This is a genomic window from Pedosphaera parvula Ellin514, assembly GCF_000172555.1.
Lineage (GTDB): Bacteria > Verrucomicrobiota > Verrucomicrobiia > Limisphaerales > Pedosphaeraceae > Pedosphaera.
On sequence record NZ_ABOX02000003.1, the window covers coordinates 209296 to 224209 of the forward strand.

The following is a 14914-nucleotide window of genomic DNA, read 5'->3' on the forward strand; positions in this document are numbered from 1 at the left end:
TCCAATGAACGCCATCGATCAGGCAAACCGAGTTATGTGGAAGAAATCACTTTTTCCTGCTCTGAGCAAACCCACTGCAGTCCTGCCTGCGCTCGCCTGTGCTCTTTTGCTGACCTCTTCGTCCACTGGGTGGTCGCAGCCACTGAACTTTTACACGCTCGCCGGCTATGCTGGCCGAGGGAGCGCGAACGGCATTTCCTCAAGTGTGCAATTTAAGGCTCCCCAAGCCATTGCCATCGATATTTCAAACAATGTCTTTGTTGCCGATACGGAAAATCATGTTATCCGCAAGATTTCTTGTACCGGTATCATCACTACTCTTGCCGGTTCTTTGGGAACTCATGGCAGTCGGGATGGTTCCGGAACGAACGCTCTTTTTTTCCGTCCGGCAGGAATTGCCGTGGACGCCTCCGGCAACGTCCTTGTGGCCGACACTGGGAACAACACTGTCCGTAAGATCACCGCGACTGGCGATGTCACCACCTTCGCCGGATCTGCGGGCAATTATGGTAGCACCGACAACCTCGGCACCAATGCCCTCTTTTATCGCCCCACGGGAATCGCCATCGACAACTTCAACAACATTTTCGTTGCCGACACTGGAAACAACACCATCCGTAAAATCACTCCGTCTGGCAATGTCAACACCATGGCTGGATCTGCGGGCGTTTACGGCAACCTCGATAACTCTGGCGCCAATGCTTTATTCAGTGGACCTCAGGGATTGACAGTTGATAGTTCCGGGAATCTATATGTGGTCGACACCGGCAACGGAACCATCCGCAAAATCACCTCCAGTGGAGTGGTCACCACCTTCGCTGGTTCGGCAGGCAATTATGGCGCCACGAATGGCATCGGCGCAAACGCACTCTTTTATGCTCCGCAAGGAATCACCATCGACCTCTTCGGCTGCGTTTATGTCGCTGATACTGGCAATCACACGATTCGCAAAATTACCTCAGACGGAACCGTCACAACTCTGGCCGGACTGGCCGGAAACTACGGCAGTGCCGATTCTGTGAACAGCAGTGCCAGTTTCTGGAACCCTCAGGGAATCACCTCGGACGCCACCGGCAATCTCTACATTGCTGATACTGGCAACAATACAATCCGCACGATCACCCCTGGCGGATCAGTAACCACCTTCGCCGGTTTACCCTCCATCGGCAGTGCCGATGGTCTCTCTTCCGACGCACGCTTCAGATTCCCGCAGGCAGTTGCAGTGGATGCGGCCACGAATGTTTATGTAGCGGATACTGCCAATCAGACCATCCGCAAAATCTCTCCTTCAGGTCTCGTGTGCACGCTCGCCGGTTCGATCGGACATCCCGGCAGCGTAAATAACATCGGCACGAATGCGCTTTTTTCCGGTCCTCAAGGGATCACGGTCGACGGAGTGGGAAATATCTATGTGGCTGATACGCTCAATCACATTATTCGTAGAATCACTCCTGACGGTGCTGCAACCACGTTCGCTGGCTCGGCTGGAGTTTCTGGAACGGCCAATGGCACCAACACCGATGCACAATTTTACGCCCCTCAAGGACTCGCCGTGGATGGCACAGGTAACGTCTTCGTTGCCGACACCTTTAACAATCTAATTCGCAAAATTACTCCCGGCGGTGCAGTCACCACATTGGCTGGCAACTTTGAAAACTTCGGCAGTTCCGATGGCACGAACAGCAACGCTCGATTCTACTGGCCTTCGGGAGTCGCGGTCGATAACGCGGGGAATGTGTTCGTGGCCGATTACATGAATCACACCATCCGCGAATTGATCCCTTCCGGCACCAATTGGATCGTCAATACCGTGGCCGGCTTGGCTGGCTTCTGGGGAAGCATTGACGGCACGAACACCAGCGCCCGCTTCTTCCAACCGCGAAGCCTTTCCGTTGATGCATCAGGAGCACTCTATGTCGCCGACTCCGGCAACCATGCCATTCGGAAGATTACCCCTTCGGGAACCAATTGGGTCGTAACCACTGTGGCCGGTCTGGCGGGAGCTGCGGGTAGCGTGGATGGCACGGGAATCAATGCCGAATTTTCCCATCCCGCAGGCATCAGCTTGACCAGCGCAGGGATTGTTTATGTCGCCGACTCGGATAATAATACGATTCGTTTTGATGGCTCCGTGCCTTCCACATTGATAAACAATCTCGTGGTAATTCCGCAGTTCACCAGCGCCCTGATCAAGTGGGACACTCTCATCCCAACCACCTCGCAAATCATGTATGGTCCCACGCCCGCTTATGCCAATCTCTCTTCGCTGAATTCAACCCTGCGCACCAACCATTCCTTCCTGGTCACAGGCCTGACAACCAACACCCTTTATTACTTCCAGGCAGTGTGTTCTTCCACCACGAACCAATTTTTCGCCGTTGGCTCGTTCTCCACTCTCGATAATGAAATCATCGTGCAAAGTCACGATGCCTCCTACTCGGGTAACTGGTTGACGAATTCAGGCGCTCAGGATGAGTATGGATATTCCTACAGATATGCCTCCACTACCACCGGTGCGGACACTGCTGAGGCTTTCTTTACTCCCGCAATTTCGGTGCCTGGATACTATGACATCTACATTTGGTACTCAGCAGCCAGCAATCGTTCGACCAATGCTCAGTTCCTGGCCTCATCTCCCAACGGAACGCTACTGACCAAGGTCAATCAGGCCTCGAATGGTGGCGGTTGGAGATTGCTGGCGGCGGGCCAATACTGCGCTTCGGGCACCAACAACTTCGTCCGCATCGGCAACGGCACTGGTGAAACCGGCAGGCTGGTCATCGCCGATGCTGTGCGATGGGTCTACCGTCCGAACCAGGACTCACCGGCCAATGGAACCGTGCCCGCCTGGTGGTCGGCTTTCTATTTTGGCACCAACGGTGTAAATGGTTCGGCTCTTGCGGCCAACGGTCGGACCTTCTTCGAGGATTATCTCATCGGCATCGCACCCAACGATCCAGATACACATCTTGAATTTAATATCTCTCCCATGAATCCCGGATTTCTGGTGACCTTCAGTCCGTGGGAGGGAGGTCGCACTTATCAACTCGCAAGCGCCACCAACCTGAGCAATCCAGTCTGGACAGTCCTTCCAGCCTTGCCTGTGACGCAGAATACTTACGGCGAAGGCCTCATCACTTATACCAACCACAGCGGTTCGCACACATTTTATCGCCTGACAGTCAGTCCTTCCCCCTGATCAGGAGGAACCAGGATGAATGCCATCTCTGTGATTTATCCTTACAGATATCAAGGCATGTGGGTGTTCGATGACCCGGATGTTGGCCTGCGTCGCGAACCATTCGTTGCTGGCATCGATACCATGATCGACCGCCTGGTTCAGAACATCCCGAACGCCGGGAAAGGTTTTCGCCTTTTGTTTTCGCCAACACCGTTTCCGGGCTACACTGTCAAACTGGAATGGCGGCGTGAAGAGTATAGCGGCAATTGGTATTGGTCCCCTGATTATCAGATGGAAGGCTGGCTTTGCCCCGTGCTCTTCAAATATTTTACGGAAGCCCCGAAGGAGCTCTACGGTCGCGCTGAGCCGAAATCATGACTGATGCTGCCCTGCGGTGGGAGGAATATGAAAAATAATCTGCACTCGTGATGTGAAGAATGTTCCGATTGCTCCCTACAATTGATCTTCTCTGATACCGCCGGGTTTCTGCCCATCGAAATGATCGATGTAGGACGTTTCCTACAAGAAAAAGAGAAATTATCCGAGTGGCGGATGCCAGGTCTGTTCTTCACTCTGAACCAGCACATCCGAAGTCCTCCAATCACGGACGCACTTGGATTCGTAACCAGGACCATCCTGGCCAAAACCGCCTGGAGGTGGGGGCTAGTTGGGTGACCCCGATGGTCCGCGTTGGCATTCAGCGCGGGCTAAAAACGCAGGGACGGACAGATTTTGACAATGGAGTCAGAGCGCCGTCCCTGTTGCTTTTTACAATTCGACAACCGATCTCGTTCCGGCTAAGGCGTTATCGACCGATAAAAACGCATTGGCTCTGTCGGTCCCAGGTTTGTATATGAGAGGTGTCCAACCGCGTCGGAGACTACCGAGGCCAGGGTCGTCCAATTCGTAGTGAGCAGATTGGTGTTATATTGGACACGATAAGTAAGATTCGGTGTCCGGGTAAAGTTCAGCACCTTGTTCGTCCCCGCGAGTGAAATACTGGCCGAGGAAACCGTGATTGTCACCAACCCCGTTGCCGTACCGCCATGCGCATCATTTATCACATAATGGAAAGTATCCGTCGCCAGGTTGGCCGATGCGCCATAAAGCACATTGGTGCCTGACAAGCTCACCGCCACTCCAAGGGCGCTCGCCGCGTCCACCGATTGCACAGTCAACGGATCCCCGTCCTGATCCGTGTCATTCGCCAGCAAACTGCTCACCGGAACGGCCATGGGTTGTCCTGCTGGATGATCAAACCGATCCGCATTCGCCACCGGCGGACGATTTGCAGCCGTGCTTACCACCGTGGTGGTTGTATTCGTCACGAACAGCGAGCCATCATTGGCGGTTACTTTGAAGAATGACGTCTCAGTCAGTCCACGCGCAACACGGCCTTGAGCTGGCTTAAAAACCATTTGTCGGATGGCCGTGGTGACTGCGGCACCGGTCCCGGAAAAGCTATAAGACCCGGAGCCGAGTGAGAGGAAACCACCGAGAGCAGTGAATGTCCCTTTTGCCACGTTATCAAGCTGGACCGTAACAGTTAATGCGGAGGCATTATAATCTGTAATGGTGACATTGGAGAAGGGACTCAGGCTTGCCGTATCCAATGTGGCCTGATTCGTCACAGCTCCCGCGATTGTCAACAGGTTTTGCACGGCGGATACTCCGGACACATGGATGCCTGCGGCATACAAACTTGCAGGAGTGCCAGATCCGTCCAGGTTGGCCACTTGAACCCCATTGCCGCCCAGACCGTCGGCGATGTACATCTTTCCGGCGGCCACATCCAGGGCCAGCCCCGTGGGATTGGCAAGATACGTTGACGCCGTAAACAAGACCGTTACACCAGTGCCATTATAGTTTACCCTTCCAATCTTCGCCGGACTCCCGCCTGACGCATATGTCAGATAGACTTTCTGCCCAACCGAATCGAGGGCCACACCGGTGACATTAATTCCGGCGGTATATAGGTTCGTCAATGCCCCCGTGCCGTTCAAATTTGCTTCCTTAACTGAATTCGCATCGGTCACGAACATTTTTCCGATACCCGCATCCACGGCAATCCCGCTGGGATTACTCAGTGATCCAGGTCCTGAATACAGCGTGGTCAAACCCGTGCCATCATAATTCACGCGCATCACCCGGGCGTTCGTAGCAATGCTGCTGGAAGTGGTGAAATAAATTTTTTGATTGCCTGGGTCCAATGCCAGACCTGAAATATTGATACCCACGTTAACCAGATTTGTCACCGGTCCTGTGCCATTCAAATTGGCTGCCCGGATACAATTCGTGCCGTTCCCATCCGCAAAAAATATCTTTCCCGCCACGGCATCCACCGCCACACCATTGGGATTGCTAAATGCTGCCGCTCCCGAATACACGATGGCTGCGCTGTTTGGTCCGCTCACATTGATCCGCGTGACACGGTCGTTTGCCGCAATGGAACTGGATGTGGTGAAGAACAATTGCTGCGCGGAAAGCCGGTCGCCCAACGAGACAGCTGCAGCAAGCATAACCAAACGTGAGAGCACACGGTTTATATTCAGGTGCATGAAATTTATAAATTGTTGACCGTTTGATTATCTTTTTAACGCTCAGCCACTCGAACCTTTTAACTCCGGCTTGGGAAAACGCCCTCGAAGGCGATGATAAAATTCACGGTGAGAAACGGCTGCCGATTTTCATGTGGCTGGGCGCTTGCGTTAATGCCAATCATCCCCGCATTCATCGTGCTGTTCGAGGTTGTCTCATATATCCCCGCCCCCGTGCTTTCCGTCCCGGGAAAATTATTGATCGGCGTCGTCTGCGTGGCCACCAATGCCTGGTTGGTCCCTGCACTGTTGCAATTCACCGCATGATTGTGGATCGGCATCTGGTTGGAAGTAATGGTCACCTGCTCCACACCCTGTGTTCCTCCCTGGACATAATTACTGGTGCCGCTGCTTTGTCCAAAATGAATCGGCACGCGCCCCCGCAAGTCGGGCAACGCAAAAGTAGTCTGCCCATCCCCGCCGTAAGTAGTGCCAATCAGGGCATACAAAACTTCATACTGGGCAATGGGTAGCATCTGCCCCTGACACAACATCCATCCTTGTGGAGGAAAGCTTCCCGCAAACATTTTTATCTCCGAAACATAGGGAGTAGCCATAATTTTGCTCGATTTAAGACCTGGATGGAAAAACTCCGTATAAACAAATGATGAAATTCAAGGCCAGGTAAGGCTGATGATTTTCGTGCGCCACCCCCCCGCCGTTCGTGCCAATCATTTGCGGATTCATATTAGCGCCGGCGGTCGCTGTGGCTTGATAAATACCCGAACCCGCGCTTTGCGTTGCTGGGAAATTGCCCGCTGGATCCGCCTTGGTGCCATGCTGGGACTGGACACCTTGAGCGCTATTGCAATTTACCGGATGGGTGTGCGGCGGCATTTGCAGAGTGGTGAGCGTAACCGTTTCCACCCCCCCTGATTCGCCAATGAAATAATCGCTCAGGCCAGGCCCCTGTCCTTGGGAGAGTGGCACTCGCCCTTGCAGGTTCGGCAACGCAAAGGTTGATGTTCCATTGCCGCCATAATAAGTGCCAATGATGCTAAAAAGCGCCGTATTGGAACTGATGGCCAAAATCTGCCCGTTGCACAGCGCCCAGTTTTTTGGCGCAAAATTCCCTGCAAAAATCCGAATTTCTCCAACATACGGGTTCATAATCTTTTTTCTTCCTAATAAGTTAAGACCTTGAAGGGTAAATTCCGAGCAGGGCGATGACGTAGTTCAAAGTTAAACTGGGTTGGCGATTCTCATGCGCCTGACTCCCACCTGTATTACCAATCACCCCTGCAGCCATCGTATTGTTGCTCGTCGCTTCGTAAATACCTGCCGAATTGCTGCTGGCTAATCCTGGATAATTACCACTGGGATCTGCTTGCGCACCGCCTGTTGTGTTGCAAGCCACCGCGTGATTGTGCAGTGGAAGTTGATTGGTAGCCAACGCAACCGATTCCACACCACCCGTCTGACCTATTACATAATTGCTCAACCCAGTCCCCTGGCCCATGTGCAATGCCGCCCGCCCTTGCAGGTTTGGCAACGCGAAGGTTCTTATTCCATCGCCTCCATAGTATGTGCCCAGAATGCTGAACAGGGCTGAGTTCTGGGCAATGGACAGCATCTGGCCGTTGCAAAGCGCCCACCCTTTGGGAGCGAAATTGCAGGCCATAAGTCTAATTTCACCAATGAATGGACTACCCATGATATACCTTTGCAGCAAAAAAAATGTTAGATCAGAACAAGTCAACAAACCTACACCTCTGCCTCTAAACACGACTTGTGCCAGAATCCTAGAAAGGGGGCGTTGTTTGTAAAGTTTTTAAGTGTTCCAAATTGCGAAATAATAATGACTTCCACAGCAGGTTGGCATCAACTATGCGACACATTTCAAGCTTGAATAACATCGTCATCTGACTATCTAATGCTCACCTTATGAGCTCACTCATTTCGCGCCGTAGTGCCCTCGTTAAAATTGCCGGTGGCGTGGCTCTGTCTGCCAGCCTTTCCCCGTTGCTCGCCGCTGAAAGCGAAAGTCTCAAAACAATTTCGAAAGTTCGTTCCGTGGCAGGGACCAAACCCGCGCTCGCCGAATTATGCAAAGTCGCCTTGGAACTCGGCCTTCCCTCAGTTGAATTGCAAGGCCCCAATGATTGGACCACCCTTAAAGAATCCGGCCTCACTTGCTCCTTGGCCAACGGTGCCGATCTCGGAAAGCAACGCGGCTTCAGCCAGGTCGAACATCATGAAAAGTTGATTGCCAGCTATAAGCAAATTATTCCTCAACTCTCCAAAGCTGGCTTGACCAATCTCATTTGTTACTCTGGTGCTCGTGGCGAACTGGAAGCCGAAACCGCACTCGCCAATTCTGCCTCCGGACTCAAAAAACTCCTGAAGCTCGCTGAAAAAAACCGCGTCACTCTCTACATGGAGTTGACCAATAACGACCTCAATTCGAAGCATTACGATCCGGAGTATTCGACTCAATATTCCCGACTCGCACAACGGCTCGGTTCCGAACATTTCAAAATCCTCCAGGAAGTTTATCAACTCCAAACCGTGCCACTCAGCGCCGTAGCAGCCATTCGGAAATATCATCCGTATCTCGGCTACTATTATCCCGCCGGTTTGCCGAAACAGGCTGAATTTGCCAAAGCCGCAGCAGTCACGACCAGGGATAAAATGCTCCAGTACAACCGTGCTGTTAGACTTGCCGTCTAAACCACCTCGCGTGACTGACATATCGCTCCGGCGCGAAGTTCCCGAAGACGAAGCTTTCCTATTCAAGTTATATTGCAGCACGCGCGCGGAGGAAATTGCTGCCTGGGGTTGGCCCCCTGTCCAACAGAACGCGTTTCTCAAAATGCAGTTCAACGGTCAACGGCATTCCTATCGTTCCCAATTTCCCGAAGCCGAACACCACGTCATTCTGCTCCAAACCGATCCTATCGGCCGATTGCTCGTTTCCAAAAACCATGTTGAGTTCACACTGGTTGATATCGCTCTTTTGCCGGAACAACGGAATCGCGGCATTGGCTCCGCGCTCTTGCGCAATCTTTTGGCTGAAGCAACCTCCTCCAATCGCAAAGTCCGTCTTCACGTTCTAAAATCCAATCCCGCACAAAACCTGTATTCCCGCCTCGGATTTTCAAGGGTCAGCGAGGATGGCCTTTATTCTCAGATGGAGTGGATACCAGAAGTCAGTCCTGCTCCGCTCACTCAATAATTATGTCCCGCGAAAACTTCGAGAATTTTCGCCGACTCGTTTTGGCTGATACGGCGCTTCAGGAAAGATTGCGTTCAGTTTCCGATCGCGAAGCCTTCCGCCTCCTGACCGTCCAGATCGGCAAGGAACTCGGTTTCGATTTCACTGCCGAAGAAGTCGAATCCGCTCTTAAGGACGGCCAACGTGCCTGGATTGAAAGGTGGATACAACCATGACCGCATCGCACCTGGCTGGCTGGACCCCGATCTGGATTGTGCCCCATCCGACCGGACCTCAAGTCGATTGGTGCCATCTAAACGGACTTCGTTTTACGCATCCATTCTTTAACGACACCATCGAGCACGCCGTCCGACATCCCTTCAATCTGCTCTTTCGCCAACGCACTTCCATTGACCTGCTTGGCGAAATGCACGCGACCTGTCCAGGCCTGCATCCCACCGGATTTATTTTTCACATGTCGCGTTGCGGCTCGACGCTCGTCTCTCAAATGCTCGCCGCTCTCCCCCAAAACCTCGTCCTTTCCGAGGCGGGCCCCATTGATGCCATTCTGCGCGCGCATCTGTGGAATCCGAAGTTCGATGAAAATCAACGCATCCTCTGGCTGCAATGGATGGTGAGTGCGCTCGGCCAGCCGCAACAAGCCCGCCAAAAGAATTTTTTTATAAAATTCGATAGTTGGAACGCTCTCGATCTGCCTCTCATTCACAAAGCCTTTCCCGATGTGCCCTGGATTTTTGTCTATCGCGAACCGGTGGAAGTCATCGTCTCCAACTTGAAACAACTCGCCGGCAAAATGCTCCCCGGTGCAGTGCCGCCATCCCTGCTTGATTGCGACCTGGTCACCGCTCTGCTAATGTCGCGCGAGGAATATTGCGCCCGCGCTCTCGCGAAATATTGCCAAAACGCTCTCACTCATCATCAACAATATCCCGGTCTTTTTATCAACTACACCCAGTTGCCTGACGTCGTTTTCTCCTCCATCACCGACCATTTTAAAATGCATTGGTCCACATCTGAAACCGAACAGATGCGCAAGGTAACTCAGTTCAATGTCAAAGATCCCTCGCGGCAATTTGTCGCGGATACCGCCGCCAAAACCCAGGCTGCGAGCGACCTTGTCCGTCGCCTGGCTGATCAATGGGTGCGCCCGTTGTACGACCGACTGGAAACCGTTCGCCAAAAGCAATCTTCCATCTGAAGCGGAACCGCGTCACTTTTTCTCCACCCGCTTTGCGCTCTTCCCGCAACATAAACTTGCCGGGCTTGGACATCTTCGCTCTTCCATGTAACTTGATACTGTTATGTTTGCCCCCGAAGATCTCGAGCGCTTGCGAAAACTGGAACAACTCATCGCCAGGCTCACCGAACAAAAGGAAGCCTTGACCGCTCAGGGCATCGACGCCCCCGCACTCATCGCCAGATGCCACCAGCAATATGACGACTACGTCGCATCCTGCCGGGCCCAGGAACGGGCCTTGGAAGAGCACCTCCAGGCACAAGCCAACCTGGCCGACTCCGAGTACAACCTTTATTTATCTGTCAAAAGACAAGTGGAAGGCATCTCCGAAGCCCAGCCCGATCACCCTCAACTCCCCCACTGGCGAGCCACTCTGGAACAATGGTCACAACATCTTCCCAAATCCGAATGATTCAAGACTCCGGCACAGAATCTTCTGTCTCATAAGCGACTCTCTTTTATTCGTGTCAATTAGTGCACATCAACGGTTCCCCACATCTTACGCCCCCGTCTCTCCCGACAAATCATACCGCTCAAACAATCTCCCCAGCAGCAGCAAACCTCCCCAACACTCCGCCGCAATCAGGATCGCTGCTGGTATCGCGGCCACGGGCAAAATCAAAACCGGATTTCCCATCAAGCCTCCCACCAGCATAACCAAACCAAAAACGATCGCTGGCGGAAGTATCGTCACTGCGAACACAAAAAATTGTCCCAAAGCCAGCACCAGTCTCTGCCCCGTCGCTTCTATTCCCTGCGGCGCATCTTTGCCAGCCTGAAACCACCCCGGAAAAAGCAGCACCGCGCAATTGGGTATCATCAGGCAAATCAAATTCAACCCGGGCATGATTACAGCCAGCGCGAGTCCGGCGGAGATTCTCATGCCCAACGGAATTGCCCGGCCATCGAACTTGTAAAACATCAGCACGCCCATGACGATCAGGAACCAATGGACAAAGGTTAGAATCACCGTCGGAGCCAGCAACTCTCCCAACGCCAATTGCCAGCTCTTTAACGGATAAGTCTTCAACACATCCGCCATAGCCATGTCACTCCGGAAATCCTGCCGAAACAGTTGCGGCCCGATCAGCAACGACCACGCCATCAACATCGGAATCAAAATCGCAATCACCGGCATGACTTCACTGCCAAATCCTGTCCCCCGCAGATACATGCATAAAATGACGCCCACCACCAGCAGCCTCAACCAGAATCGCGGTGTGAAGGAATGTCCGGCGTGAATCAAATTCTTCCACAGCAACGCGACGGACGGCAACCCCGAGGGCTTCAATTCAAACGGTGCCCGTTTCTTCTTCCTGGGCTTGATCATTGCCCCTCCATTCGACCGGCTCGCCCGGATATTCGCGATCCGCTCCGCCATCTTCTGCGACGCTTCCACTGAAGCCTCCTCAAACGCCACATCCGACCGCATCACCCAGACATAATGCACTACCACCAGCAGCGCCGCCGGAGCTAACGCGACCAGAAACGAAACCAAATCCGGCGCCAGATACGGTTTCACAATCAATCGAAATGGAAACAACAAGTATGGCAACGGCCCGGATTCCAGGATCTGCTCCCCGTAATACTTCAAATCTTCCATCCCCGTTAACTCGCTGAAATCCGGTCGCGGAATTTCTTTCATCACCCACACCGCCACTCCCGCCACTCCAAGCCCAGCCAGCGTCAGCACCATCCCGCGCCGCTTCCAATTGGAAATGCCATGATCCAGCAACATCGTCCGCGCGAAGGAAGCCCCCAGCTTGTGCAGGCTTAATATCGAGAAGATCAACCACCAGCCGATGCCATGAATCAAACCTGCTTCCAGCGACCTCGTTCTTCCCGTCAACACTCCTATGAACTGCAGAAAAATCACCGAGGTCACAATCGCAACCTGCGCCTTGAGCAGCTTGAATCGCACCAGCGTCTTTCGATCAATGGGTGCCGGAAAAAGAAACGCCACCTCCGCTTCGCTGAGCACCAACGCCGCCCGCTCCGTCGGAAAAATCCACATCCCCAGGAAAATCACCAATAAAATCAACGCTCCAATCGATTGCCACAAAACCGGGTCCGACGCGCTCGCACCAAACGGCCCGACACCCATTCCACCGGCAAATCTTTTCGGATTGAAAAGAAACCCGATAAAATACGAGTAGAAATATCCCGCTCCAATAATCGCAAAAATCAAATACTTCGGCTGCTTCAACCGACGCACCCGCATCCAGTTGCGATTCTGCCACGACTTGACCAACAAATAAATCAGCGCGCTGTTCATGGCGTGATTGCCGGCGGCACAATCGGCGGCACCCTCGTCTCCGCCGTCGCCTGGAAGAACGCATTCTCCAGATTGTTTTCACCGGTTTCCGAAAACTTCTGTTTGATTTCCTCCACCGTCCCATCCGCCACGTTCTGTCCGCCCTTCAAAATCAACACATGCGAGCAAACCTCCTCCAGCAAATGCAACAAATGCGAGCTGATAATGATCGCCGCCCCTTCCCGGGCTCGTTTCAGAATGGAATCCTTCATCCTCCGAATCCCGATCGGGTCCAACCCCGTCAGCGGCTCATCAAAGAAAATCACCTTCGGCGAGTGCAACAATCCGCACGCAATCACCAGCTTCTGCTTCATCCCCCGCGAAAGTTCGCCCGGCAACTTGTCCTTCTTATCCGTAATCTCCAACTCCGCCAGCAACGGCTCCGTAATCCGTTTGTAATCCGCCACCTGGTAAATCCGCGCGGTGAAAGCCAGATGCTGCTCCACCGTCAAATAATCGAACAACCGCGGTTCATCCGTAAAAAATGCCAGCTCCTTCTTCGCCGGTATCGGATTCGAAACCAAATCGATTCCACAAATCCGCAAACTGCCCCGCGTCGGCGGAATAATCCCCGCCAAACAGCGCAACGTCGTCGTCTTACCCGCCCCGTTCGGACCAACCAACCCCAGCACCTGCCCCGCTTGCACCGCGAACGAAAGCTCATTCACCGCCACAAAATCCCCATACAATTTCGTCAACCCCTGGACTTCAATCATAAGCTTGGAAAATCGCAACCGCCCACCGTTCTTATCATTGTCTCACCCTACCAACCACCGAGCCTCCAGTAAAGCAACGAAGCTCCCCAACCCGTTGACTCGATAACCCGCAACTCTGGAGTTCATTCGTCATTCGAGAGTATCAAAGATCTGCCGTTAACTGCCGTTAGCTCACGGTCTCCGATCTTTTTGATTGCCCATTGTGCAATCAACCTTGCCGTCATTACTGAAAACCTCATCACCATCCGAGACTCCAAATTAAAATGCATTACCCTCATGGCTGGCTCCTGTTTTTAAATTCAAAGTTCAAAAAAAATTTTGACCGTTATCCACCGTTATCTGGCGTTATGTAGCGTTATCCACCGTTAGCTTCTTGAATTCGAAACTCGAAATTCAGCATTCGCTATTTCCATGGCCTCCCGAATCTTATACGGCAACCGCGCAACCTTCTCTTTTCGACGATCCTTCATAACTTTGTTCCTCCATTGGGTTATTTTGTTATAATTGCATGAAGAAGTTCAGGCTAAAACCTCATTTATACTTAATTTATGACCTCATAATATTAACATAGTCATCATTCGTCAACAAAGCTTTTTAACCATTTACACTTATGTTAGACTTCTAATGATGACTAAAACCCCTTTTTGAAACTTTAACCTGCGACTCGGGCTCCTGCATTGATTCGGACACGCTGAAAGCATGCGGCCGTGCGCAAGCATCCCTGGGGATCAGCTCGCCCACTTGGTTATACCGAATGCCAAAAGAAATTTCCGAATGGCAGGAGGGATTTTGGTTTGAGGCAAGGCGGAGGCCGCAGGCGCTATCCTTAGATAGCGGCCAGGCCGACAACGCCGCTTCAAATCAAAAGCACCCTGTTCCCAACAACTAACGAATTTCCTCGCCCTCAAAGTTCATGGCTTTTTCAGCCTCCACTTTCATCAGGCTTATCACCTGTTTTCATTCCAGTTCTTTTCCATTTCGGAAATTAATTTTGGCATTCGGTATAAATGGACGAGACCAGAGTTGGTGATTTGGGGCTTCTCCGAATTGCGGCAACACTCTCCTCGAGTAATGACGGGGCGGCTTGTGGCGCGGTGGTTGGACTCAATGAGCTGACAGCCCGATTCCGACCCTCGCCTCCAAGCTTTTTAGCTTGGTTTTATTAGGGTAAACGAAGGTTGGGAAGGCCACTGTCAGTGAAACTGTCAGTAATGCACCATCTGTTTGATGAGCAATGAGAATTAACTGTAAGCGCAAATAACATACCCCTGATTATACCCTATCCCAAAATCACTACAGGGAACATTCCAAATGTCATAGCAGGACACCAAGAATATAACAAAGACTTGGGCAAATCATTCGGTGAATGTTGCAGCATAGTGCAGTGGCTGACCCACTTGTTGCCTGTTTAAGTCACAAATGTTAACCTCCTGAAGATCTGCACACTCCCTTTGAGGTGTTCCACCGGATCACCTCCGAAAGACTACGCCGCCGCCAGCCAGCCTCTGCATGGCCGTCATTATTATGTGAATTTGGGCTACCACAAGAAGCGTTCACTTTCTGCCAAAGAACTTGACGCCGTTTGCGCCGCCTACGCCCTTGACGACGCGCGGCTTTATCTCAACCGCCAGTGACCGCGAAACAAAGCGGCTGGACTTTGAAAGTCCAGCCGCTTTTTTATTCTTGGGAACTCG

General features: G+C 52.4%; 13 protein-coding genes. 7 read left to right on the plus strand and 6 right to left on the minus strand.

The genetic code is table 11. From position 1 onward, the window contains the following. Positions 1 to 4: 4 nt before the first annotated feature. Both CFLAV_RS31740 and CFLAV_RS03315 read left to right on the plus strand, forming a co-directional pair. Positions 5 to 3199 carry a golvesin C-terminal-like domain-containing protein gene (locus CFLAV_RS31740; RefSeq protein ID WP_007413199.1) on the plus strand — a complete coding sequence of 1065 codons (3195 nt, stop codon included), beginning with the start codon at positions 5 to 7 and terminating at the stop codon, positions 3197 to 3199. 15 nt (positions 3200 to 3214) lie between these two features. After that, positions 3215 to 3559 carry a DUF6717 family protein gene (locus tag CFLAV_RS03315; protein WP_007413200.1) on the plus strand — a complete coding sequence of 115 codons (345 nt, stop codon included), beginning with the start codon at positions 3215 to 3217 and terminating at the stop codon, positions 3557 to 3559. A gap of 419 nt (positions 3560 to 3978) precedes the next feature. Here the strand turns inward: CFLAV_RS03315 and CFLAV_RS03325 are convergent, their stop codons facing one another. Genes CFLAV_RS03325 through CFLAV_RS03340 form a run of 4 tightly spaced genes read right to left on the minus strand, consistent with a single transcriptional unit; the run spans position 3979 to position 7432 of the window. Further along, positions 3979 to 5739 carry an Ig-like domain-containing protein gene (locus tag CFLAV_RS03325; RefSeq protein WP_007413201.1) on the minus strand — a complete coding sequence of 587 codons (1761 nt, stop codon included), beginning with the start codon at positions 5737 to 5739 and terminating at the stop codon, positions 3979 to 3981. A 59-nt stretch (positions 5740 to 5798) separates the two neighbouring features. Continuing rightward, on the minus strand, positions 5799 to 6335 hold the full coding sequence (locus CFLAV_RS03330; RefSeq protein ID WP_007413202.1) for a phage tail protein: 537 nt from the start codon (positions 6333 to 6335) through the stop codon (positions 5799 to 5801). A 13-nt stretch (positions 6336 to 6348) separates the two neighbouring features. Continuing rightward, positions 6349 to 6888 carry a phage tail protein gene (locus CFLAV_RS03335; RefSeq protein ID WP_007413203.1) on the minus strand — a complete coding sequence of 180 codons (540 nt, stop codon included), beginning with the start codon at positions 6886 to 6888 and terminating at the stop codon, positions 6349 to 6351. A gap of 22 nt (positions 6889 to 6910) precedes the next feature. Then, positions 6911 to 7432 carry a phage tail protein gene (locus tag CFLAV_RS03340; RefSeq protein ID WP_007413204.1) on the minus strand — a complete coding sequence of 174 codons (522 nt, stop codon included), beginning with the start codon at positions 7430 to 7432 and terminating at the stop codon, positions 6911 to 6913. Positions 7433 to 7662: 230 nt separating this feature from the next. Between CFLAV_RS03340 and CFLAV_RS03345 the strand changes: the two genes are divergently transcribed. The 5 genes from CFLAV_RS03345 to CFLAV_RS03365 all read left to right on the plus strand — a co-directional run bounded on the left by CFLAV_RS03345 (position 7663) and on the right by CFLAV_RS03365 (position 10602). Continuing rightward, positions 7663 to 8448, plus strand: coding sequence for an apurinic/apyrimidinic endonuclease family protein (locus CFLAV_RS03345; RefSeq protein WP_007413205.1), 786 nt, complete (start codon positions 7663 to 7665; stop codon positions 8446 to 8448). Between the two features lie 10 nt (positions 8449 to 8458). Next, entirely contained in the window at positions 8459 to 8953 is a 495-nt protein-coding gene (locus CFLAV_RS03350; RefSeq protein ID WP_007413206.1) for a GNAT family N-acetyltransferase, read from the plus strand. A gap of 2 nt (positions 8954 to 8955) precedes the next feature. Then, positions 8956 to 9168 (plus strand): Nif11-like leader peptide family natural product precursor, encoded by a 213-nt coding sequence (locus CFLAV_RS03355; RefSeq protein ID WP_007413207.1) that lies wholly within the window; start codon positions 8956 to 8958, stop codon positions 9166 to 9168. After that, positions 9165 to 10151, plus strand: a complete 987-nt coding sequence (locus CFLAV_RS03360; protein ID WP_007413208.1) for a sulfotransferase — start codon at positions 9165 to 9167, stop codon at positions 10149 to 10151. Before CFLAV_RS03355 ends, CFLAV_RS03360 begins: the two co-directional genes overlap by 4 nt. Positions 10152 to 10254: 103 nt before the next feature. Next, positions 10255 to 10602, plus strand: a complete 348-nt coding sequence (locus CFLAV_RS03365; RefSeq protein ID WP_007413209.1) for a hypothetical protein — start codon at positions 10255 to 10257, stop codon at positions 10600 to 10602. An 87-nt stretch (positions 10603 to 10689) separates the two neighbouring features. On the opposite strand, the gene CFLAV_RS03370 is transcribed toward CFLAV_RS03365, so the two are convergent. Further along, a complete protein-coding gene (locus CFLAV_RS03370; protein ID WP_007413210.1) occupies positions 10690 to 12465 on the minus strand; it encodes an ABC transporter permease in 1776 nt (591 codons plus the stop codon). After that, on the minus strand, positions 12462 to 13220 hold the full coding sequence (locus CFLAV_RS03375) for an ABC transporter ATP-binding protein (protein ID WP_007413211.1): 759 nt from the start codon (positions 13218 to 13220) through the stop codon (positions 12462 to 12464). Before CFLAV_RS03375 ends, CFLAV_RS03370 begins: the two co-directional genes overlap by 4 nt. Positions 13221 to 14914: the final 1694 nt, after the last annotated feature.